Raw genomic sequence first — 20531 nt, forward strand, 5'->3', positions numbered from 1 at the left:
TCCTATCATATCAGGATCTGCACATGCTCCTACGTCGCAAACAACTGTGGTTAAGGTACTGATCTTGTCTATATCTGGTTCTCTCAGATTGATCTGGATGTCAGCTTTAGCACCTTTGGTATGGAGACCGAAAGCGATCATTGAGGTCGCCTCTCGATGGTTACGGGTCTCGCGACCTTGGAAGCTTTTGAGGTTCAATTGGCCCCAGGATCGAAATCGAGAACGCTACCAACATCATCGACACTCAACAACACAGTCGGCGCCAGTTTTGATGTCGTAATCCTGTCGATATCGTTGGAGATCTTGCCTTCACGACGCTCCGATCGATGCGTCAGATAGTCAATGCTCAGGCCGGTTGTGTCACCGGTATCGCGTTGTACTTCGGTACGATCATATCCAATCAGCTCGAAGCGACCGGCTTGCTGACGGAAGATCACCGTTATATTCGTCACCGCAGTTGCAAAAGTGCTCAGTGACAGCTGCAACGTACCGCGCCTGATAACGAGCCCATTGTCGAAGACGTCATCAAGCGTGGGATCGTCACGGCGCGGTATCAGCGCATGATTGGCGAGAACAAGGTCGAAACCGGAATGATCCTTGCGCCCGAGGGCAACGCCGACGACGCGTGGATTCGTGTCCAGTTTCGTGTTGTCTGCTCCATCCGGATCCCTCACAATATTGGCGGGGTCCTGATCATGCAGCACGAAAGCAATGTCTTCGACACCATCGTCGTTGAGGTCTCCCCCGGCGGCCTGCTCCAGCGTCCAGCCCTTCGGCACGAAGCCCTCCGCAGACGCTGCCGCCTGCGGTAGAGATGGATATGTCACCTGCGGCAAATCCATCGCCATCGCAGATCCGGCACCTAACGTGCAGGCGGCCAAAGTCATTGCAATCCGTACGGGTTTCATCTTCCAAACCGCCCAAAGGTCTTTCAGGTCCAGGATTTCAGCTTGTGTCCGTTTTTGTCGGCAAACGCACCGATGATTATCAGGACGAGATCGATCATTGTCCACAGGCCCAGACAGCCCAACGTCAGGAGCTGGATAATGCCGGTGCCGATCTTTCCAACGTAAAATCGGTGAAAACCGAAAACGCCGAACAGGAAGCATAATAAAAAGGTCGGCAGGATTTTCTTGTTGGATTCGACCTGAGCATCCGTCTGATTTGTCATGATTTATTCCTTGTTTCGCCTGGGGGTATTTCGAAATAGGGCTTTCTCGCAACGATCAGGAAGGACACTGATCATAGCTTCGCGCGTTACACGCCGGTCTGGTCGTTGCATGAATTTTGGGCGTCTCGGCGAGAGGTCGCGAGCAGCCCCGCACTACGTGTGCGGGCCTCGGGGCTCAATTCTATTGGACGAAATCGAGGCTGCCGATGGTCTCATTTTTTCTCCGGATTGCCGTTGTCCGCGTGATGTCTGTTTTTTGGATTAAAGCCCTAACCCAATTTTGTAGGTGTGTGGCATAGTCCGTCAACGCACCATTTTTGGGCGTATTTGTTTTGGCGGTAGCGTCCCCTTAACATTCTTGGCGGTATTTCTCGGCATGAGCCCGAACCTTCCGGTCGATGTCACGACGCCCCGATCAAACATCATCCTTTTCCCGGCGCCATTACAGCACATGCGGCGTGGCGTAAGCTCGACGAAGTCCTCACTGTCTGCGATGAAGCCACCGTCCTCTCGGGCGGAAAGGTCGTCTATTCCGCCGCCGGCAAGGATGTCAGCAAACAGGCCATCGTCGCTGCCGTCGTTGGAGACGCCCATGGAAAGCACGTAGCCACGCGGCATGAGGAAAGGCCAGCGGGCGACGTTTTTCTGAGGGTGCAGCGACTAACAGGCAAGTGGCTCAAGGGCGCCGATGTCGAGGCGCGACGCGGTGAGGCTCTTGGCCTCTACGGTCTGGCGGGCTCCGGCCGGACCAGATTCCTGCGAACATTGTATGGAATAGAGCCAATTACTGCCGGGACGATCGAAATCGCCGGAGAGCCATATATACCTTCAAACCCAAAGCAAGCCTTTAGAACAGGGATCGCGTTTCTCACGGAAGAGCGCAAGATCGACGGGTTTATCCCGCTGATGTCCTCCTTCCAGAACGTTGTCCTTTCAACCCTGCGGAAGTATCGGAGAGGCGGGTTCGTCGATCTCGCCGGTGCGCGTGCCCCGGCGCAACGCACCCTCGGCTCCATCGGCACACGCGGGCGCCTTGATGAGCCCACCAAGTCCTTGTCCGGCGGCAATCAGCAAAAGGTTCTGCTTGGCCGCATCATCGAGCAGAATGCCGACCTCATCCTGTTGGACGAGCCGACCAAGGGCGTCGACATAGGCGCCAAATCGGACATTTACGACATCGTCCGGATGGCCTTCACACGGTTGTCGACGGCAAAATCGGGCCTGATCATTTCGAGCGCTTGCAAGATCTGAATGTCGACGTTGCTGTGGTCGGGGCCGCTCTGTTCTTCGCTGGAGACACCAGGAGAAGAGCAAGGATATTCGCGGGAATGCTTGACGGCAAGCTCGGTAGGTAGATAGGCTATTGAATTACATACGAAAATTACCGAATTTTCTGCTTTGCGAAAGCCAACAACCGCTTCGGAATAGTCGCGCATTTCATATGCCCGCCTCTGGTCAGCAGGGTCAATGCCAAGCGGAAAGGCAGGGATGCGGGCGAAAACAGGATTCGAGAGACTATAAAGTGTCGTGTTCACCGCGCCATAGGCGTGCGTAATGTCCGCCAGGGCCCTTCAAATATCTATGATCAACCCTTTGGCCTTTAGAACCGGTTCAAGCTTGCTGACCTCGATGACTGATTTTCCCTGCTTATAGGCTTCGATATAGGCAGCCTCCGCATCATCTCGCTCCTGCGAGAGCCGCGCAACATCAAGCGCTTCTTCCCGACGAACGACAACCAGACCGTCTGCGTCGCCGACGATAATATCACCGGGGTTGATTGTCTCTCCGCCGACGATGATCGGATCGTTGACAGCTGCGATCGTCTCTTTCACCGTGCCCTTGATGCAGACGCTGAACGAGAACACGGGAAAGCCGAGTTCCCTCAGGTGAAGCGTGTCGCGCACGCCGGTGTCGGTCACCAGCCCGCCGATTCCCTTGGCAAGGCAGGCATTCGCCAGAACGTCGCCGAAGGAGCCTGCTTCTTCATATTCGCCCGCGGACACAACGATGATATCGCCCGGCTTGGCATAGTTGATGGCCAGCTGCAGCATGATGTTGTCGCGTGGCGCGCACTTCACCGTAAACGCCGGGCCGCAAAGCTTCATGCGATAGTCCACCGGCTTCAGACGCGACGAAAGCGCGCCACGGCGGCCCTGGGCCTCATGGATCGTCGCCGGCGAGAATTTCGAAAGGGCGTTGACGTCTGCCTGGTTCGGCCGATTGGCGATATCTTTGATGTGGGTCACGGAAATCTCCCATGGTTAAGCGGGCGGCGCAGATATCCGCCGCCTGCGATCAATGACAATTTGGGGTCGGATGATTTCTAACGGGTGCGGAAACGCGGCCCTATGGAATCGGGTCGAATTTCAATTCCGAGATCGGCACCACCTTCTCGGTGCGGGTCATCTTGTATTCGGTGTTCGGGCCCAGCCACTTTTCCCAGATCCTGTTGATCTCGCCAGTGTCGTCGAGCTTATGCAGGATGGCGTTGATCTTTGCGGTCAGCGCAGGCTGCTCCTTTTGCATGCCGATGCCGACCGGCTCCAACAGCAGGGGATCCTCGATCATGCGCATTTGCTTGCCTTTCGTCTTCGATTGGTTGACGAGCAACGTCGTCGTCATGGTATTTGCGACCATACCGCGGGCTTTCCCCTGCTGGACGGCAAGATATGCCGACCCCGTATCCTGGAACGTCAGCGGGTCGGATTTGTTGAGCTTGATCGCCAGCTCGGACGTTGAACCCTTGGTCGAGGCGAGGCGCTGGCCCACATAGTCGGTCTTGCCCTTGCCGGCGTCATCGGCCAGTACAACCAGCATTTCCTTGGCGATATAATAGGGATCGCTGAATTGGATCTGTTCGGCCCGGCTCAAGGTGTAGGCAAGATTTGCGACCGTGATATCGACCCGGCCGAGCTTGACTTCAGGAACGCGGGCTTCGACGGAAATCGGCTTGATCTCGGCCTTGACGCCAAGCTCATTTGCGATTGCCTTGCACAAGTCGACGTCGAAACCTGCCATCTCGCGGGTCTTCGGATCTGGTGAAGAAAATGGCGGAACGTCGGCATATGTCGCACAGCGAAGCGTCTTTGCCGACATGATCGTATCGAGCTGGTCGGCCTTGGCCGGCAAGGCGGCGGCGATGCCTGCCAGCACGGATATGACAGTCAAATATTTCCAGTTCATTGCTGTTCTCCTTGTTATTGGTTTCTGATGCTTAGTGGCGCAGATCGGAAAGAAAACGCTGAGCTCTGGGATGCTGGGGGCTTTTGAAGAATTCTTCGGGAGGCGCGGTCTCGAGGATCTCACCCGCATCGATGAACCAGATTCGGTCCGCCACATCGCGGGCAAAGCCCATTTCGTGCGTGACGCACAGCATGGTCATTCCTTCGGCCGCGAGACTTTTCATGACGCCAAGGACTTCGCCAACCATTTCCGGATCGAGCGCACTCGTTGGCTCGTCGAACAGCATGACCGGCGGTTCCATCGCAAGCGCCCGGGCGATGGCCACGCGTTGTTGCTGGCCGCCGGAAAGCTGGGCGGGATAAGCATTCGCCTTGTCGGCAAGGCCTACTCTGTGAAGCAGCTTGATCGCCTTGTCGCGGGCTAGGTTTGCCGGCACTCCCTTGATCCGGATAGGCGACATGGAAATATTTTCGACCACCGACAGATGCGGAAACAGGTTGAAATTCTGAAAGACGAAACCAATCCGGCTGCGCAGGCGATTGAGCGCTCCACTCGCCATCGGCGCATGGATGTTCTGCCCCTCGAAGCTTATCGAACCGCTGTTGATCTCCTCCAGCCTGTTGATCGTACGGATAAGAGTGGACTTGCCTGAGCCGGAAGGTCCGCAAATGACAACCACCTCGCCACGACTGACCTCGGCATTGATATTCTTCAACACCTGATAATGACCGTAGCTCTTGCAGACCTCGTGAAGGCGTATCGCCTGAGCGTCGTCCTGCGACCCGGAAACTGGGATGCTCATGGCTGCTCCGTAAATGTTTTCAAGGGAACGACATCCGTGCGAAGACGAGCCTTGCGTGGTCCCGCACGTCGGCGGGAAATTCGCTTCTCAACGCTGTTGGCGATCTGGGTCAGGCTCCAGCAGAGGAGGTAATAAACCACCGCAAGAATGAAGAAAACCTGGAAGGGTTGCGAGAGCAGCTGGTTGTTCACCTGGCTTGCCGCAAATGTCAGGTCCGGCACGTTGATGACATAGCCGAGCGTCGTATCCTTGATGGTTGAGACAAATGTCGAGATCATACTCGGGATCATGTTGTAGAGCGCCTGCGGCAAGATCACGAAGCGCATCGCGCCGATATAGCTGTGGCCAAGTGCCCTTGCCGCATCCATCTGGCCTTGGCCGAGCGACACGATCCCCGCCCGCACGACCTCACTCAGGAAAGCGCCCTCATATATGACCAGCGTTACCAGCAGGATCAGGAAGCTTGGCACGTCAGCGCCAGTCCAAAGCGGGACGATGAAATAGCACCAAAGGATCAACATCAGCAGCGGAACACCGCGCGTGATGTAGACGAGGCCGGTCACCGGCCATCTGAGCACCGACCATTTGGAAAGGCGCGCCAAGGCGAACAGGATGCTGACGGGAAAGGCGAGTGCAATGGCGAGTGCTGAAAGGATGAGCGTATTGGCGAGACCACCCAGCGGGCCATTGGGATATTGGCCGACGAGCAACAGTAGCCAGTAGTCATGGATGATCGTCATGACATCCTGGATCATGTGCGCGCCCTCCGCACCGGGTCGGCGCGCATGGAAAGGTGTGCGCCCAAAGCCATGATGATGAGGGAGAAGAATAGATAGATGACAGTACCGATTAGATAGATCTCAAAGGTACGAAAGCTGACATTGTCGATTTCCTTTATCGCATGCGTAAGCTCTGATGCACCAATGACAATCGCGATGCTGCTGTTTTTGAAAAGGGATACACTGTGATTGATGAGTGGCGGCAGCGCGTTGCGCATGCCCTGAGGCATGATGACGAAACGCAGTGCGGAGACATAGCCATGACCGAGCGCCTTGGCAGCTTCCATCTGTCCCGGGCTGACCGAGCGCAGGCCGGAGCGTAAGTCTTCGCTGAAGTAGGCCGCCTGGCACAATCCGAGCCCGATGACGGCGAATATGGCTTCGGCGTTGTGATTGGCGAGCCAGTCCGTAAGGCCCTGCGGCATCAATGAATAGATCCCGAAATACCATAGCATGAGCTGCACAAGGGTCGGGACGTTGCGATGATAGGAGACGTAGGCCTTTACGATGGGGTCGCCGATGCGGAATGGCGACATCCGCAAGGCAAAAAGGAGAATGGCGAGCAGCATGGCAAGCAGCCAGGAGCCGATGAAGATGACAAATGTCATGCCGATGCCCTGCAAAAGCATCGCCAGATAGTCTGGATTGGTCAGGATAGCGGAAAGATCGAACCCGCTCACGGTTTCGTGCCTTCCGCATCGGGTGTCGCTATGGGTATTTGCGGTTTTGCCGTCTGAAGACCACCCATCACCTGCAATGTCGGGGTGATCTCCATATGGCCGATATTGACCGCGACCGGCGCCGAAATCGCGAAGGCGATCGCATTCGCGATATCGGTCGCCTGCGGCAGCTCAAACCCGTCGATGAAGCGCTCGCGCACAGCCGGATCATCGCCGTGGACGTGATTGAAAATATCGGTCGCAACGCGGCCCGGGCAGATTTCGGTCACGCGAACCCGTTTGCCAAATGCGTCGATGCGCAGCTGGTTCGACAGCATGGCGACGCCGGCTTTCACGGCATGATAGGTGGAGTTGCCGCCGAAATTGTAGTTGCCGGCAATCGAGGAAATATTGACGACATGCCCACGATCCCGAGCCACCATGCCGGGCACGATCAGACGGCAGATATGCAGGACGGCACGAAGATTGACATCGATAAGAAGATCGATGTCCTCCTGGTCCGCATCAAGGAATTTCTTCGGCCGGTCGACACCGGCATTATTGACAAGAATATCGAACTGAACACGGTTCGCGAGATCGGCGATGGCCGCACGATCCGTCACATCGATGACATGTGCAATGCATCCCGTCCGCTCGGCCAGTTCCTTCAGCGCACCGGCGCTGCGCGCAATCGCATGCACCTCGATGCTCTCGCGGCGGAGGCGCTCTACCACTGCTGCGCCGATGCCGGAGGAAGCGCCGGTGACCAATGCGGTCTTGTAATCGGAGAATGGCATTCTGGTTCCCTTATTGTTGCTGCAGACAGTAGCGGAGCTTCAACGGCTTGCCTAAGACCGATTAGTTTTGGAGCAATAAGTAAGTTTTATGGAGATCGGCCGGCTATCAGTGAATATGCTGTCACCACAGGTAGTTGCGCTCTTTTTCAGCAAGAGCCCACCTGGCTTTCCGACCCCGATCCGCGTTGCAAAACAGATGCGCGTCTGCAAACATGACCTTGCAGACTAAACAGCAGCCAATGCCATGGACATCAGACGTTTCAAATCCTTCATCGCGATCGTTGATAGCGGCAGCATCACGCGGGCCGCCGATATCCTGCACCTCGCCCAGCCGGCCTTGAGCCAGCAGCTGGCGGCGCTGGAGGAGCATTTCGGCCAGAAGCTGCTGATCCGAAGCCAGCAGGGCGTCAGCATGACCGACGCGGGACATGCGGTCTATCGGCACGCGCAGATCATTCTACGTCAGATGGAGCAGGCCCAGGCCGATGCGGCTGCCGCCGGAAACTCCCTTGCAGGGCGCGTTTCGGTCGGCCTCGTGCCCTTCAGCAGTGCTGCCACGCTCTCGGTCGATCTTCTGGCGGAAACAAGAAAGAGGCATCCGGGGATCGTCCTTCATCTGACGGAGAGCGTCGGCCAGACCTACAGTCAGATGATCATGAACGGTCGGCTGGAAATGGCGCTTATCCACGGGGTCGGTCCGATCAAGGGCGTACGCTTCGAGCCGATCCTCCGGGAGGAATTCTATTTCGTTGCCCACCGCAATCTGGCAGTCGACTCGGACCCGAAACCCCTGCCCGTCGGCGCGCTGGATGGCATGCCGATGCTGTTGCCGCCGGCTTACAATTTCGTCCGTCGCGCCGTCGATGCCGCATTCACCCGTAGCCGCATCAATCTGAAAGTCGTGGCCGAAGTCGAAATCGTGCGAACACTGGCCCGCGCCGTTGGCAGCGGGCTTGGCGCCACCATCATGCCAAAGGCCATCGCCGATCGCATTGTGGCGGAAACGAACGAACCGCTCGTGTGCCGGCTCGTCTCTCCCCGGATCGAGGAGACCTTGTCCCTGTGCACATCCGATCAGAATTCGCTGTCAGAACCAGCATTTGCCGTCAAGGATATCCTCGTCGAGTTGACTGAACAGCTAAAATTCCAAAATCTCTGAATTGCCTTCGGTGCCCGCCGCCTCGAAGACCGGGCCGGCGGGCGGCATTCGCTTTCAGCGCATGTCGCGGCAGAACTGGGCGATACGCGCACAACCCTCACGCAGCTTTTCCATGCTTGTCGCATAGGAGATGCGGAAATAAGGGCTCATGCCATAAGCCGAACCCTGCACCGTCGCGACGTGATGCTCGTCGACAAGCGCCATGACGAAATCGACATCGGTCTCGATCCTGCGCCCACCCTTGGTAATCTTGCCGATCAGGCCGGACATATTGGGATAGAGATAGAAAGCGCCTTCGGGTTTATGGCAGCGCAACCCTTCGACCTTCGACAACTCATCGAGAACGAAATCGCGTCTTTCCCTGTAGATTGCCGCCCGCTCCCTCAGAAGATCCTGCGGACCTTCCAAGGCCGCAATGGCAGCCGCCTGAACAACGGTCGCAATGCCTCCGGCATTCTGTCCGTTGACATTGCTGATGGCGGCAATCAGTTCCTTCGATCCGCTAGCACAATAGCCCAGCCGCCAGCCGGTCATGGCATAGGCCTTCGAGATGCCGTTCATCGTCAGAACGCGATCATAGAGCCGGGGTTCGGCATCGGCGATCGTGCAGAATTCGAACCCATCATAGACCAGGTGCTCATAGATATCGTCCGTGAGGATCCAGACATGGGGATGGCGCAGCATGACTTCGGCAATCGCTACCATTTCGGCGCGCGAGCAGGCGGCTCCCGTCGGATTGTTTGGAAAGTTCAGAATAAGCCATTTGGTGCGCGGCGTGATCGCAGCCTCAAGATCCTCGGGACGCAACTTGAAACCCGCCTGCTCGAAGCAAGGAACGGGCACCGGCACGCCGCCGGCAAATTTGACGATATCGGCGTAACTGACCCATGACGGAGTGGGAATGACGACCTCATCGCCGAGATTGCAGGTGGCAAGCATGGCGTTGAAAATGACCTGCTTGCCACCACCAGAGACGACGATCTGGCTGGCATCGTAGTCAAGATTATTGTCCCTCTTGAACTTTCTGCTGATTGCCGCCTTCAGCATCGGGGTGCCGTCCATCGGCGGATACTTCGTATCCCCACCGAGTGCAGCGGCGTGCGCTTCCTCGATGGCATGACCAGGCGTCGGAAAATCCGGCTCTCCGGCCGATAGGCTGACGACCTTGACGCCGCTCGCAGCCAGTTCCCTGGCGCGCTGGGTCATGGCAGCAGAGGCGGATATGGAGACTTCCTTGAGGCGATCGGCGATAGAAGGCATTGGCATGATCTTTCGATAGGGAAACGGGAAACTTGGTTATCGCAGGCAATCAGGCAGCAAGCTCGGCGGCGGGCGCAAACGTTGCTCCGGAAGCCTCGATTTCGCTGCGGATGAGCCGGGCAAGCTCCAGAGAGCCGGGCGTATCGCTATGCACAAGGATCGACCTGGCGGGTATCGTAATTATGGTGCCATCGATGGTCTCGACCGTCCCGTCGTTCAGGAAGCGTCTTACCCGTGCACGGACCGAAGCCTCGTCTTTGACCAATGCGCCAGGCTGGCCGCGCGCAACGAGCGTACCATCCGCCTGATAGGCACGATCGGCCAGAAACAGCGCCAGCGTCTTGAGCCCTGCACGTCTTGCTGCGGTCTCGATCAGGCTACCCGCGGTGACAAATATCGCCAGGCGGGGATCGACGGAAGAAATGGCACCCATCATCAGGTCGGCGAGCGCGGGATCACGATTGACCATGTTGCCCATGGCGGCATGAAAGCTGAAATGCCCAACCGTCATGCCTTCGCTCTTGGCGATCGCAGTCAGCGCGCCGAGTTGATAGAGCATCTGTTGCCGCAGTTCGTCCGGCTGAAACGGCATCTCGCGCCGGCCGAAACCGTAGCGATCCGGCAGGCCCGGATGCGCGCCGATACCGACGCCATTTTGCTTGGCCAGACGTACCATGCGCGCCATCGTGTCCGGATCACCGCCGTGAAATCCGCAGGCGATATTGGCCGACGACACGATCTTCATCATCGCTTCGTCGTCGCATAGCCGATAGGGGCCAAAGCCCTCGCCCATGTCGGAGTTCAGATCGATCTTCACCATTTCCCTCCCCTTGATCCCCTCGACCGCGTCAGGCCATCGCCTTCAAGGCGCGCTTGACCATCTGCGACGTCTGTCTGATGTCCTCGACATATCGGGTAACGGCTTGCTCTACCGTGCGTGCCTCGGCATGCGTCGAACGGAGGAATCGCAAACGACTGCCGATGCGAGCCTGGCCAAGACGCCACAGATCGCATTCGATGACGCCTGCGATCTTGGGATAGCCACCCGCGGTGTTGGCGTCGCTCATCTGAACGATCGGCTCGCCCCCGGGTGGAACCTGGATCACCCCAGGCACGACACCATGAGAGCGCATCTCGATGGTCGTTACCGGCCTGATCGGCTCGCCGGAAAGGCGATAACCGGTACGGTCGCTACTCGATGATATCCTCCAGGTCTGGTTCCAGAAGGCCGCTCCGTCGGACGCGAACAGCTCATGTTCGCCAGCAACGATCGCGCGGACTGGCAGTACCCCATCGACCATAGCCGGGAAGACGTCGCGCAACGCTACCGCCGGCTCGATGACGGCCATGCCGCTTGGCGGCAGTGGGAGCGCATCGCCAGATATGCCAATTTCAAGTCTGTCGCCTTTGGCAAGCGGCCGGCCGGCATTTCCGCCAAACCCACCGCGCAGGGCTGTGCTTCGCGATCCCATGAGAACCGGCACGTCCAGACCTCCGACGAACACGATGTATGCACGCGCCAATCTCGGTGGTTGCCTGAGTTCCAGGATCTGACCCGGCTCGGCGACATAGGCGCACCATGGCAGCAATTCCCGGCCGTCCAGGATCGGACCGCCATCGGCACCCGTCACGGCAAAGGCCATGCCGGCTTCAAACCGCAGCCTGAATGGAAACGTCTGAACTTCTATCGCTGCGGCATCTTCGTCATTGCCAACCAGGATATTGCCGATCCTTAAAGCCAGAGGATCCATTGCACCGCTGGCCGATACCCCGATGTCACGATAGCCGGGGCGCCCAAGATCCTGGACGGTGTTGAACGGACCGGTTTCGACGATCTCGATCATAGCACGATCCTTGCCGGCACAAACCGCACTGTATCGCCGGGCGCCAAAAGAGCCGGCCTAGAGGAAGACGGGTCGAACATCTGCAATTCGGCGTGGCCGAGGGAGTTCCACCCGTTAGGGCCAGTCAGCATTGCAATGCCAGTCTGCATCCCGCCGATCGTCACGCTCCCCTTTTCCATCTTCAACGAGGGCACGGTCTTGCGAGGCATGTATATGCGCGGATCGAGACCGTGCAGGTAAGCGAAGCCGGGCGCGCTTCCCAGGGCGAAAACACGGTAGCTTGCCTCATGGTGAATGCGCACAACCTCGCGGTCACTCAATCCGCAAAAATCGCAGATGGCTGGAAGGTCGATTGCGTAGGGACCGCCGTAGTGGACAGGAATTTCGACGATCTTTCCAGCCAGATCGAGACTTCCAGCGGCATCCCAAGCTTCAATAAGCCGGCTCACGATAGCTTGTGGATCTTCAGGCGTCTCCTTGAAGTTTACCAGGAGATTGGTCATTCCGGGGATCATTTCCGATACATCGGCCCAGCCCTTTACCGCATGCGCCAAGGCCCATATCCATCGCTGCGCGGGAAGATCGAATTCACCCGGTGCTTCGAGCAGGAAGGATCGAGCACCGATGCAGGAAACCCGCGGCGCGCCTTTGGTAGCGGGAATGATCTGCCTCGATGCGGCGAGAGGGTTCGAGGTCGCAATCATGATATCGGCTCGATTTCGAACAGGGGATCTCCAAAACCGACGAGGGCGTTGGGCTCAGCCAAATGCCTGGTCAACGATCCCGACCGTCCAGCGGCGATCGGAAGCAGAATCGAGCCGATGCGGATGAAGCCGATCATGTCTTGCTCCGAGACCATGCGTGGCAGATGCATTGCTGCGTCGGAAGCGGTAGGATGCGAAGGGTAGAAGCGTCCTGCCATAGGCGCTTTGATGATTGACAACGGCATTCCGACCAAATTCTGCTGTGTATTTCCTGTCAGGCGGACTTGAGCGCCCTCGACCTTCGAAACGACGATGCGCAGCTTGCCTGTGGGCCTTGAGATTTCTATGCCATTTACGCCGGCTGCCGTCAGTGCATCGGTCAGGGCCGCAATGAGCGAAGGATCGCTGAAATCGAGCGTGCTCATTGCGCCCTCCTCCGCTTCAGCCATTGCTCCAGATAGTGGATATCCATCTCGCCACGGACAAAGGCATCATCGTCGAACAGCGCGCGCAGCAATGGCAGGTTGGTGGAGACGCCCTCTATCCGCGCGGCGACCAGCGCCTCGCGCATTTTTGCCATCGCCTCCGCGCGCGTCGGCGCATGGACGATCACCTTGGCGATCAGCGAGTCATAATATGGCGAGATCCGATAGCCGGCATGAAGGTGTGTATCGACCCGGATACCAGGCTCCGCCGGCAGGGCCAGATCGGTTATGGTGCCGACCGAAGGAAGGAAACTATCAGGGTCTTCGGCATTGATGCGGCATTCGAAGGAATGACCGCCGCATGTCACCTCATCCTGATGCAGCGCCAGCGGCGCGCCTTGCGCCACCATGAGCTGCGCATGAACAATATCGACTCCGCTGGTCATCTCGGTGACGGGATGTTCGACCTGCAGGCGTGTGTTCATTTCGATGAAATAGAAAGCACCGTTTTCATAAAGGAATTCGAAGGTTCCGACGCCATGGTAGCCGATCTGCCGGCAAGCTTCGACGCAGGCTGCACCGACAGGCCCGATGACTTCAGGCGAAATTCCGGGTGCCGGCGCCTCTTCAACGACCTTCTGATGTCGGCGCTGCATCGAACAATCGCGGTGCCCAAGCCAGACGGCGTTGCCATGGGTATCGCATAGAACCTGTATCTCGATATGGCGGGGATGCTGGAGGAATTTCTCCATGTAGAGCGCCGGAGAACCAAAGGCTTGCCGCGCTTCTTCGCGCGTAAGCGCAATCGCCTCGAGCAGATCTTCAGCGCCCGGAACTACGCGCATACCCCTTCCGCCACCGCCCGCAGCGGCCTTGATAATCACGGGATAGCCGATCTCCTGCGCGATGCGCTCGACGGACGCCGGATCGTCTGGAAGTGAGGTATCAGGACCGGGCACGCAAGGCACGCCCGCCGCGATCATCGCACGCTTGGCCGATATCTTGTCGCCCATGGTCGCGATCGACGCCGCGTCAGGGCCGATGAAAACGAGGCCAGCTTTCTCGATGGCTTCAGAGAACCCAGCATTCTCCGACAGGAAGCCGTAGCCTGGATGGATCGCCCCGGCTCCGGTCAAACGCGCCGCCAGGAGGATCGCATCCTGGTTGAGGTAACTTTTGGCCGCATTCGAGGGACCGATGCAGAGAAAACTGTCGGCGGTTTCGCCGTAAGGCGCCTGCCGGTCCGCCTCGGAGCAGATCGCAACCGTCTTCAGGCCAAGTTCGCGGCAAGCACGCTGAATTCGTGTGGCGATCTCGCCTCGGTTGGCAATGAGGACCGTATCAAAACGCCGTTCCACTGTGGCTGCGCTGTCAAACTCCGTCACCTCGAAATCTCCGCCAGCACGTCGCCTGGTTCAACCTCTCCGCCATCGATCTCGGTCAGGGACAAGACGCGGCCAGCATGCGGCGCAGCGATTTTGTTGAAGACTTTCATCGCCTCGAGGACAAACAGGGTTTGGCCTTCCCGCACTGCGTCGCCAACCTTGACGAAAGGCTCCTGCCCGGGCGCCGGCGCGCGATGCAGGATGCCGAAGATCGGCGCCTTCACGGTAATGATCGAAGCGCGCTCATTTACAGAGGCGTCGCGATCATGTTCTGCAGGTCCAGTTTCCGCGCCCTCCAGCGCCTGCGCCAAATCAACGCTAGCCAACATGCGGAAAATTCGAACAGAGACATCTTTTTCCGTTACCGTGAGTTCAGTAACGTTGGATCGCCCAACAAAATCGATCAATGTTTTTATCTTCGACAGGTCCATGCGGAGGCTCGCGATTTCGCAGTACCTCCCGCAATCCAATCGGTGATGACTGCGTTTGGCTGACTTCCTCCCTACACGATGGCTCTCACGATGGGGTCAAACGAACTTTTGATGGCACTGGCTATCAACTTGTGCGCCAGCCGGCTCGAGAAAGATATCTGCGTCATCTTCATGCTTTGGACGCCGCGTAACGATGCCGTGGGAAACGCTATCTCAAGCAAATATTGTGGTGATCTTGAATAGATTCGAACCGGCCTCCTGGCTCCAAGTTCACCAGGCGGCTGATAAGTCCTACGCGTGGCGCGCAATTCGATCAAAGGGCGTCTGGCGACTGCGGGAGTCACCATCTCTAATGATGCCGTGTTGGGATACGACGGAATACTCCTGACTTATGGGCTGATCCGCACTGCAGCGCGAACCAATCCGCCCGCTCGCACTGGATGCACCTTAATGACGAGAAAACCACCGAGCCGGGTCTTTCGAGACACGCCAAGCTATTTCGGCCATCCTCAGCCAGCGTTGATCCAGCTCCAGTTTCGTGAATGGACCGGTACGCCCGGAAGCACTTTGCAGGGGAGTTTCGAACGAAAGATACGAGCCTTTGCGGAGATCCGCCCCTGCTGTCCGGCGACCTCGAAAAATTTACCGGGTACATGATTGACCTGATCTATCATCGGGAAAGATCAGCTACGCGCATAGGTCGAATCGACTGGCCAGAGATCAATACAAAGCTGAACGCATGCGTCCGTATCCGAGTTCGCGGACGTTCGCGTCGAATTGGAATCAACGAGCTTAGGACTATGGATCATGTTTTCAGGTGTTAGGCGAAGGGGCGGTAGAAGCCGCGCCGCCTACTTTGTGGATTGATCTAATCTCCTTCGCAACAAGCTGCTGCAATAGCCATAAATCGCGATCGCGAATTCCCCATTCCTCCAGATGCTTGACCGTCAGATACAGATATTCTGCACAAGAGCCTCTATGCCCGCAGGCTCGGGCCAAAACTCCGGCCACCTTCTCGAGGGGCAGTTTCGATGTAACCCGCCCTCCTTTCGGGCCGGCCCAGAAGACCAGGGCACGCACCGGACCTTGCTGCGTCTGAACCTGGATCCACCGAATCGTCGCGGCGTCCTCAAGCGTACCGATCTCCCGGCGAAGCATGCGCCGCATCTGGCCCAACCGGTCATCGTCATCAAGTCTGAAAACGACGGCCTTGCAATGACCGCCCCGCTTAAGGGCGAGCATCAGCCCCGGCTGCGTCTGCGAACCCCGCCAACGTGTCATCTGCAGACAGAACGATCGATGCCACCCCTTAACAGTTCCGACACGCGCCTCGACCGCTTCAAAGTCCGGCTTCCATATCAATGAACCATAGGCAAATACCCAAAGCGGGTCATCGCCCGACTCCTCGCAGAGCCGCTCCGCCAGCGCCTCGGTCTCGCTTTCTGTGATCGGTATTCGCAACGGATCAGGACCGGGATCGATTTCCACGCGCAGGCTGAGGGACACCAGTTCGTCGGTCAGCTCCATTTCCGATCTGTTCGCCGACATAATGGCGGTTCGGCGAACAGTCGTATCCGCAACCGCCCTGCTGCCGGTCATCCCGATTTCGCAATGATTGACCGAAGCACTTGCCATGCGTCTTACTACCCGCCCCATCAAGCCAATTCGCTTGTCGTATCAAAGGGTGTGATGATCTTCCGATAGCCGACCGCGACCGGCTTCTTGCCGGACACGGCAAATTCACCGACGACGCGGTCGTGATAGATGCGCGGATTGTGGGACGTGATCGTGCGGGCGTTGCGCCAGTGTCGATCGAGAGCCGTGGCCCGTTTGGCGGCGGACGCGCCGAGCGCATCGAAAAGCACCGTCGTCGCCTCTAGGATCAGTTTCGAAATGACGGTTACCGACTGGCTCAATTCGATTTCCGCAAGCAGATGGATATTCGTCTCGTCCGGGTCTATTCCGGCGAGATTGGCGTCATGGGATCGCTGGAGGGCGGCGGCAACATTCAGCACGATGGCGCCGGCGGCATAGGCCGGCCCCCTCACCCGTCCGACCACTTCGAGAACCTGAGGATCGTCCGCGCTCGCAGCGCCGTTGCCGCGGGGATATATGCGGGCCCGCGCGCCGACGTGTCGGGATAGTTCCGTGGCGGCGGCTCGACCGATGCCGGCAAGGCTTGCAAGGTGCACAAGCTGGAAGAATGCCGTCGTATAGGGAAAGCGCGCGGAGTTCGGCTTGATATGGAAGTTTTCCAGCCGGACATTCTTGAACCGTGCCGTGCCGCTGCCGCTCAGAGCCTGTCCAAAGCCATCCCAGTCATCGAGGATTTCGACACCGGCAGCCGCCGTCGGCACCAGAGCGGCCACCGGCTCTCCCGCTGCATCGACGGCACCAAGATTGATCCAATCGGCATAGATCGAACCGGTCGTATAGAATTTCTCGCCGTTCAGACGATAGCCGTCGCCATTCGGAACAATCGTCGTCGCATAGTCGCCGACCTTGGCCCCGGCGAGCTCCGAGAAACCGCTGCCGACCATCTCGCCGCCGCCCAGACGGGACAGCCATTCGTCTCGCCATAGATCGCGGGGAGCGTTCAGGAGATCCTCGGTGAAGCCTTGGTGACTGCGGAAGATATTCGTGATGTTCGGGTCCGCAGCCGATAGCTCGATCAGAAGGGCAAACAGCTCCGGCAGCGTCACTTCGCTTCCGCCGTAGGCCTTGGGGATTCGAAGTCCGCCAAATCCGGCCTCGCGCAGCCATTGCACCTCCTGGAAAGGCAGGCGCCGCTCCTGATCGCGCTCGATGGCGGACCGGGCGATCTGCTCGAAAATCGGCCGGAAATGCGCGGCGATCTCTTCATAGCGAGCACTAGGACCGCTGCCCCAGCCTTCATTGATCCGGGTCATGAGGTGTTCCTCGATTAAGGGCCTGTGCGAATTGGCGACGTATCATAAGCTTGCCTTCCAGCGATCTGATCCGCCTGTCGATTAAGGGCGCGGCAGATAGGATTTGCACTGCCGAGGACGTCGCTGTTCAATGATGTGAACACTAGGAAAGCATTGGCCTCATCGTAAGAAAATTTTATCTATAGATTTTATAGACTATGAAAACACTTTTTCATTTGTCTGGCGATCGCGCATGCCGCCGTCGTCGCCACGCTCCACTGCGGAGACTAGGCTTACCTGTGAAAATAGCACCACACGGGAGCGAACCATGAGCCGGAAGACAATTTCCACCGATACCCTTCGCAGCTGGCTGCGGGACGGCCGCGAACTGGCCGTGCTGGATATTCGCGACCCTGAACTTGTCGGATATGCCTCGCCGCTGTTTGCAACCAACCTGCCGGCCGAGCGCGTCGCCGGCGAACTTATCCGCTTCGTGCCGCGCAAGGCCGTTCGCACGGTCCTTGTCGACGGCGGTGATGGGGTCGCCTCGCGCGTGGCAAACGAACTCGAGATCGGCGGCTGGCCAAATGTCTTTGTGCTTGAGGGCGGCATACCGGCCTGGACGGCGGCGGGCGATGGAGTGCCCCTACCGACATTCGACATACCCGGCGTCGACTTCGTCAAGGCTGTCGAAAAAGAAAAGAAAACACCGGTCATCTCGGCACTGGAACTGAAGACGCTGCAGGACGCAGGCGAAGACATCATCGTGATCGATACGCGCACCGTGGCGGAATTTACGCGCGATCACGTACCGGGTGCAGTCAGCGTGCCGGGGGCTGAGCTGGTTCTGCGCTACAAGGATCTGGTGCCTCTCGAAACCACAAAGGTCGTCGTTTCCTGTGCAGGGTTGCCGCGCGCTATACTGGGCGCCCAGACGCTCATCGACGCACAGGTTCCAAACGAGGTTTCGTACCTCGATGACGGAACGAAAGCCTGGACCGCCGCGGGACTTCAGCTGGAAAGCGGAAAGACACGCATCTACCAGGACCCAAGCGATGAGGCCCGGGACTTTGCACGCAAGCATATTGCAACACTGAGCAGCCTGGACCTTTTTCCCGAAATCGATATCGATACGGCGACAAAATGGGCCGCCGATGCCGAGCGAACCACCTACCTGCTCGATGTCCGGACGCCCGAAGAATTCGAGACGGCGCATCTTGACGGAACCTTGCCCTCCGAAGGCGGGCAGTTGCTGGGCGTCGCCTACCGCACCATTGCCGTGCGAGGCTCGCGGGTCGTTCTGATCGACGATCTGCTTGGCGTTCGCGCCCGCACCGTTGCCCATTGGCTGCAACGTCGCGGCTATGAAATAGCCTTGCTGCTGGTCGACTTTCGCACGCAGAATTGGCAAAGCGCCGCAAGGTCGGGCGAACTGGTGATCTAAGCGGTCTGCTTGGGCCGCCAGCGCAACAAATAAGCCTCCAGCATATAGGCGAGGCGATTGAGCGTGAAGCCGACGAGGCCAAGCACGAGAACCCCGACCATGACAAGCGCCATGTCGAACCTCTCGCGTCCGGCGATCACCAACCCGCCGACCCCTGGCCCGACCGCAAGGAAATATTCTGCCCCGACGGTCGCCAGCCACGCATAGATCAAGCCCAGATGCACGCCCGTGGCGATCGACGGCATGGCCGCCGGAATATAGATCCGCAGCGCCTTTTGTCGTGCATTGAACTTCAGCGCCCGTGCGACCTCCAGCAGATCGGCCGGCGCCTGGCGCATGCCGTCATAGCTATTGAGAACGATCGGGATAAAGGCGGCCAGAGCAACAAAGACGATCTTCGCCTGTTCGCCGAAACCGAACCAGACCGAAATCAGCGGGATCCAGGCAAGCAGGGATATCTGCTTCAGCCCGTTGAACGTCGGCATAAGCAGGCGATCGGCAATACGCGACAAGGCGAGCACGCTCGCAAAGCCGACACCGAGCACACAGCCGATCAGAAACCCGGCGACATTGCGCATCAGGCTGCAGCCCAGCTCGCCGATGAGATCATTGTCGATCAGTTCGCGCTTGGCGGTTGCGGCAACATCTTCCAGAGACGGCAGAAAACGCGCATCGACAAGACCGGTCCGACTTGAGACTTCCCAGGCAACGAAGAGAAGGATCGGCAATGTGATGCCGCGACGAAAACGGACGAAACGGCTTGTATTCGCCATCCTCAGATCTCCTGTCGCTTCCAGCGCCGGATCGACAACTCGACGCGATCCAGCCCCTTGTCCATGATGAAGCCGACAAGCCCGATGGCGATCATCGCGACGATGACCGTGTCGAGCCAGAACATCTGCCGCCCCCAGACCAAAAGGTATCCAAGCCCTTCCGAGGAGGCCAGCAATTCGACCCCGACCAGCGCCGTCCAGGAATGCGTCAGTCCGTAGCGGATCCCAGTGAATATCGACGGAATGGCACCGGGCAATATGATGAGCCGCAACGTCTGCCAGCGACTGAAGCGCAATGCCCTGCCGACCTCGATATATCTAGGCGAAACGCCGCGAATTCCCGTCAGCGTATTCAGCGTCATCGGCACGATGGCGCCCTTGGCAATAATGATGATCTTCAACGTCTCCTCGATGCCGACAAACAGCATCAGGAGCGGGATCCATCCGAGTGTCGGGATCTGCGCAAAGGCGAGAAAAAGCGGCTTTACGTAGTCCTCCACCGCCTCGGAAAGCCCCATTGCGATGCCGAGAAGCAGACCCAACCCCGCGCCAATCGTAAAGCCGACGAGGACGCGCACGAGGCTCACCCCGGTGTGATAGGGAAGCTCGCCGCTCAGCATCATGTCGCGGCCCGTCTGGTAGACATAGGCAGGCGCCGGAAGGATCTGTTCCGGCAGCCAGCCTTTGATGGAGGAGACCCACCAGAGGCCAAGCAGGCCGAGCGGAAAGATCAGGCCTGTCGCGAGCACGGCGAGACGCTTCAGCTTCGCAGAAGGCGGCTGCATATCGGTACGGTTGGCAGCCTCAATCACAATGCTCATGCCAAG

General features: G+C 58.3%; 23 protein-coding genes. 3 read left to right on the forward strand and 20 right to left on the reverse strand.

Annotated elements, in window-relative coordinates:
* Positions 1-194: 194 nt before the first annotated feature.
* The 3 genes from ACQZ6F_RS27770 to ACQZ6F_RS27780 all read right to left on the reverse strand — a co-directional run bounded on the left by ACQZ6F_RS27770 (position 195) and on the right by ACQZ6F_RS27780 (position 1789).
* Complete coding sequence (locus ACQZ6F_RS27770) at positions 195-848, reverse strand: hypothetical protein (protein WP_449095180.1); 654 nt, start codon at positions 846-848, stop codon at positions 195-197.
* A gap of 83 nt (positions 849-931) precedes the next feature.
* The gene (locus tag ACQZ6F_RS27775) at positions 932-1171 is read right to left on the reverse strand and encodes a TM2 domain-containing protein (protein ID WP_449095179.1); all 240 of its coding nucleotides are present in this window, start codon (positions 1169-1171) and stop codon (positions 932-934) included.
* Positions 1172-1474: 303 nt separating this feature from the next.
* The gene (locus ACQZ6F_RS27780) at positions 1475-1789 is read right to left on the reverse strand and encodes a hypothetical protein (RefSeq protein ID WP_449095178.1); all 315 of its coding nucleotides are present in this window, start codon (positions 1787-1789) and stop codon (positions 1475-1477) included.
* Between the two features lie 33 nt (positions 1790-1822).
* Between ACQZ6F_RS27780 and ACQZ6F_RS27785 the strand changes: the two genes are divergently transcribed.
* Entirely contained in the window at positions 1823-2422 is a 600-nt protein-coding gene (locus ACQZ6F_RS27785; protein ID WP_449095177.1) for an ATP-binding cassette domain-containing protein, read from the forward strand.
* Between the two features lie 320 nt (positions 2423-2742).
* Here ACQZ6F_RS27785 and ACQZ6F_RS27790 read toward each other — a convergent pair whose 3' ends face one another.
* The 6 genes from ACQZ6F_RS27790 to ACQZ6F_RS27815 form a co-directional block, all read right to left on the reverse strand.
* Positions 2743-3417 carry a 4-carboxy-4-hydroxy-2-oxoadipate aldolase/oxaloacetate decarboxylase gene (locus ACQZ6F_RS27790; RefSeq protein ID WP_449095176.1) on the reverse strand — a complete coding sequence of 225 codons (675 nt, stop codon included), beginning with the start codon at positions 3415-3417 and terminating at the stop codon, positions 2743-2745.
* Positions 3418-3517: 100 nt separating this feature from the next.
* On the reverse strand, positions 3518-4354 hold the full coding sequence (locus ACQZ6F_RS27795) for an ABC transporter substrate-binding protein (RefSeq protein WP_449095175.1): 837 nt from the start codon (positions 4352-4354) through the stop codon (positions 3518-3520).
* Positions 4355-4385: 31 nt separating this feature from the next.
* A complete protein-coding gene (locus tag ACQZ6F_RS27800) occupies positions 4386-5156 on the reverse strand; it encodes an amino acid ABC transporter ATP-binding protein (RefSeq protein ID WP_449095174.1) in 771 nt (256 codons plus the stop codon).
* Positions 5153-5911: an amino acid ABC transporter permease gene (locus tag ACQZ6F_RS27805; protein ID WP_267554291.1), complete on the reverse strand. Its 759-nt coding sequence runs from the start codon at positions 5909-5911 to the stop codon at positions 5153-5155. Before ACQZ6F_RS27805 ends, ACQZ6F_RS27800 begins: the two co-directional genes overlap by 4 nt.
* Positions 5908-6615 carry an amino acid ABC transporter permease gene (locus tag ACQZ6F_RS27810; RefSeq protein WP_449095173.1) on the reverse strand — a complete coding sequence of 236 codons (708 nt, stop codon included), beginning with the start codon at positions 6613-6615 and terminating at the stop codon, positions 5908-5910. The genes ACQZ6F_RS27805 and ACQZ6F_RS27810 overlap by 4 nt, the downstream gene beginning before the upstream one ends.
* Entirely contained in the window at positions 6612-7391 is a 780-nt protein-coding gene (locus tag ACQZ6F_RS27815) for an SDR family oxidoreductase (protein ID WP_449095172.1), read from the reverse strand. The genes ACQZ6F_RS27810 and ACQZ6F_RS27815 overlap by 4 nt, the downstream gene beginning before the upstream one ends.
* Before the next feature lie 244 nt (positions 7392-7635).
* Between ACQZ6F_RS27815 and nac the strand changes: the two genes are divergently transcribed.
* Entirely contained in the window at positions 7636-8550 is a 915-nt protein-coding gene (gene nac, locus ACQZ6F_RS27820; protein ID WP_449095171.1) for a nitrogen assimilation transcriptional regulator NAC, read from the forward strand.
* 54 nt (positions 8551-8604) lie between these two features.
* On the opposite strand, the gene ACQZ6F_RS27825 is transcribed toward nac, so the two are convergent.
* From ACQZ6F_RS27825 to ACQZ6F_RS27865, 9 genes are all read right to left on the reverse strand, one after another.
* Positions 8605-9816 carry a pyridoxal phosphate-dependent aminotransferase gene (locus ACQZ6F_RS27825; RefSeq protein ID WP_449095170.1) on the reverse strand — a complete coding sequence of 404 codons (1212 nt, stop codon included), beginning with the start codon at positions 9814-9816 and terminating at the stop codon, positions 8605-8607.
* Positions 9817-9859: 43 nt separating this feature from the next.
* Entirely contained in the window at positions 9860-10627 is a 768-nt protein-coding gene (locus ACQZ6F_RS27830; protein ID WP_449095304.1) for a 5-oxoprolinase subunit PxpA, read from the reverse strand.
* A 31-nt stretch (positions 10628-10658) separates the two neighbouring features.
* Positions 10659-11654: a 5-oxoprolinase subunit C family protein gene (locus tag ACQZ6F_RS27835; protein ID WP_449095169.1), complete on the reverse strand. Its 996-nt coding sequence runs from the start codon at positions 11652-11654 to the stop codon at positions 10659-10661.
* Entirely contained in the window at positions 11651-12358 is a 708-nt protein-coding gene (pxpB, locus tag ACQZ6F_RS27840; RefSeq protein ID WP_449095168.1) for a 5-oxoprolinase subunit PxpB, read from the reverse strand. The genes ACQZ6F_RS27835 and pxpB overlap by 4 nt, the downstream gene beginning before the upstream one ends.
* Positions 12355-12783: an acetyl-CoA carboxylase gene (locus ACQZ6F_RS27845; RefSeq protein ID WP_449095167.1), complete on the reverse strand. Its 429-nt coding sequence runs from the start codon at positions 12781-12783 to the stop codon at positions 12355-12357. Before ACQZ6F_RS27845 ends, pxpB begins: the two co-directional genes overlap by 4 nt.
* The gene (locus ACQZ6F_RS27850) at positions 12780-14168 is read right to left on the reverse strand and encodes an acetyl-CoA carboxylase biotin carboxylase subunit (protein ID WP_449095166.1); all 1389 of its coding nucleotides are present in this window, start codon (positions 14166-14168) and stop codon (positions 12780-12782) included. The genes ACQZ6F_RS27845 and ACQZ6F_RS27850 overlap by 4 nt, the downstream gene beginning before the upstream one ends.
* Positions 14165-14599: an acetyl-CoA carboxylase biotin carboxyl carrier protein gene (locus ACQZ6F_RS27855; protein WP_449095165.1), complete on the reverse strand. Its 435-nt coding sequence runs from the start codon at positions 14597-14599 to the stop codon at positions 14165-14167. The genes ACQZ6F_RS27850 and ACQZ6F_RS27855 overlap by 4 nt, the downstream gene beginning before the upstream one ends.
* An 813-nt stretch (positions 14600-15412) precedes the next feature.
* Positions 15413-16198 carry a gamma-glutamylcyclotransferase gene (locus tag ACQZ6F_RS27860; RefSeq protein ID WP_449095303.1) on the reverse strand — a complete coding sequence of 262 codons (786 nt, stop codon included), beginning with the start codon at positions 16196-16198 and terminating at the stop codon, positions 15413-15415.
* A 56-nt stretch (positions 16199-16254) separates the two neighbouring features.
* On the reverse strand, positions 16255-17508 hold the full coding sequence (locus ACQZ6F_RS27865) for an acyl-CoA dehydrogenase family protein (RefSeq protein WP_449095164.1): 1254 nt from the start codon (positions 17506-17508) through the stop codon (positions 16255-16257).
* Positions 17509-17815: 307 nt separating this feature from the next.
* Here ACQZ6F_RS27865 and ACQZ6F_RS27870 point away from each other — a divergent pair, with 307 nt between their 5' ends.
* Complete coding sequence (locus ACQZ6F_RS27870; RefSeq protein ID WP_449095163.1) at positions 17816-18931, forward strand: rhodanese-like domain-containing protein; 1116 nt, start codon at positions 17816-17818, stop codon at positions 18929-18931.
* Here ACQZ6F_RS27870 and ACQZ6F_RS27875 read toward each other — a convergent pair.
* Together ACQZ6F_RS27875 and ACQZ6F_RS27880 are read right to left on the reverse strand one after the other, a co-directional pair.
* A complete protein-coding gene (locus tag ACQZ6F_RS27875) occupies positions 18928-19704 on the reverse strand; it encodes an ABC transporter permease (RefSeq protein ID WP_449095162.1) in 777 nt (258 codons plus the stop codon). The two genes, ACQZ6F_RS27870 and ACQZ6F_RS27875, sit on opposite strands and share 4 nt — an antisense overlap.
* A 2-nt stretch (positions 19705-19706) precedes the next feature.
* Positions 19707-20525, reverse strand: coding sequence for an ABC transporter permease (locus tag ACQZ6F_RS27880; protein WP_449095161.1), 819 nt, complete (start codon positions 20523-20525; stop codon positions 19707-19709).
* Between the last annotated feature and the right edge of the window lie 6 nt (positions 20526-20531).

It is taken from the genome of Rhizobium sp. A22-96 (assembly GCF_053521805.1).

What these genes read in the sequence shown, in the direction of transcription:
- ACQZ6F_RS27770 (WP_449095180.1), bottom strand. Translation starts at nt 848, where the DNA reads ATGGCGATGGATTTGCCGCAGGTGACATATCCATCTCTACCGCAGGCG.
- ACQZ6F_RS27775 (WP_449095179.1), bottom strand. Translation starts at nt 1,171, where the DNA reads ATGACAAATCAGACGGATGCTCAGGTCGAATCCAACAAGAAAATCCTG.
- ACQZ6F_RS27780 (WP_449095178.1), bottom strand. Translation starts at nt 1,789, where the DNA reads ATGCCGCGTGGCTACGTGCTTTCCATGGGCGTCTCCAACGACGGCAGC.
- ACQZ6F_RS27795 (WP_449095175.1), bottom strand. Translation starts at nt 4,354, where the DNA reads ATGAACTGGAAATATTTGACTGTCATATCCGTGCTGGCAGGCATCGCC.
- ACQZ6F_RS27800 (WP_449095174.1), bottom strand. Translation starts at nt 5,156, where the DNA reads ATGAGCATCCCAGTTTCCGGGTCGCAGGACGACGCTCAGGCGATACGC.
- ACQZ6F_RS27805 (WP_267554291.1), bottom strand. Translation starts at nt 5,911, where the DNA reads ATGATCCAGGATGTCATGACGATCATCCATGACTACTGGCTACTGTTG.
- ACQZ6F_RS27815 (WP_449095172.1), bottom strand. Translation starts at nt 7,391, where the DNA reads ATGCCATTCTCCGATTACAAGACCGCATTGGTCACCGGCGCTTCCTCC.
- nac (WP_449095171.1), top strand. Translation starts at nt 7,636, where the DNA reads ATGGACATCAGACGTTTCAAATCCTTCATCGCGATCGTTGATAGCGGC.
- ACQZ6F_RS27825 (WP_449095170.1), bottom strand. Translation starts at nt 9,816, where the DNA reads ATGCCAATGCCTTCTATCGCCGATCGCCTCAAGGAAGTCTCCATATCC.
- ACQZ6F_RS27835 (WP_449095169.1), bottom strand. Translation starts at nt 11,654, where the DNA reads ATGATCGAGATCGTCGAAACCGGTCCGTTCAACACCGTCCAGGATCTT.
- pxpB (WP_449095168.1), bottom strand. Translation starts at nt 12,358, where the DNA reads ATGATTGCGACCTCGAACCCTCTCGCCGCATCGAGGCAGATCATTCCC.
- ACQZ6F_RS27845 (WP_449095167.1), bottom strand. Translation starts at nt 12,783, where the DNA reads ATGAGCACGCTCGATTTCAGCGATCCTTCGCTCATTGCGGCCCTGACC.
- ACQZ6F_RS27855 (WP_449095165.1), bottom strand. Translation starts at nt 14,599, where the DNA reads ATGGACCTGTCGAAGATAAAAACATTGATCGATTTTGTTGGGCGATCC.
- ACQZ6F_RS27860 (WP_449095303.1), bottom strand. Translation starts at nt 16,198, where the DNA reads ATGACCGGCAGCAGGGCGGTTGCGGATACGACTGTTCGCCGAACCGCC.
- ACQZ6F_RS27865 (WP_449095164.1), bottom strand. Translation starts at nt 17,508, where the DNA reads ATGACCCGGATCAATGAAGGCTGGGGCAGCGGTCCTAGTGCTCGCTAT.
- ACQZ6F_RS27870 (WP_449095163.1), top strand. Translation starts at nt 17,816, where the DNA reads ATGAGCCGGAAGACAATTTCCACCGATACCCTTCGCAGCTGGCTGCGG.
- ACQZ6F_RS27875 (WP_449095162.1), bottom strand. Translation starts at nt 19,704, where the DNA reads ATGGCGAATACAAGCCGTTTCGTCCGTTTTCGTCGCGGCATCACATTG.
- ACQZ6F_RS27880 (WP_449095161.1), bottom strand. Translation starts at nt 20,525, where the DNA reads ATGAGCATTGTGATTGAGGCTGCCAACCGTACCGATATGCAGCCGCCT.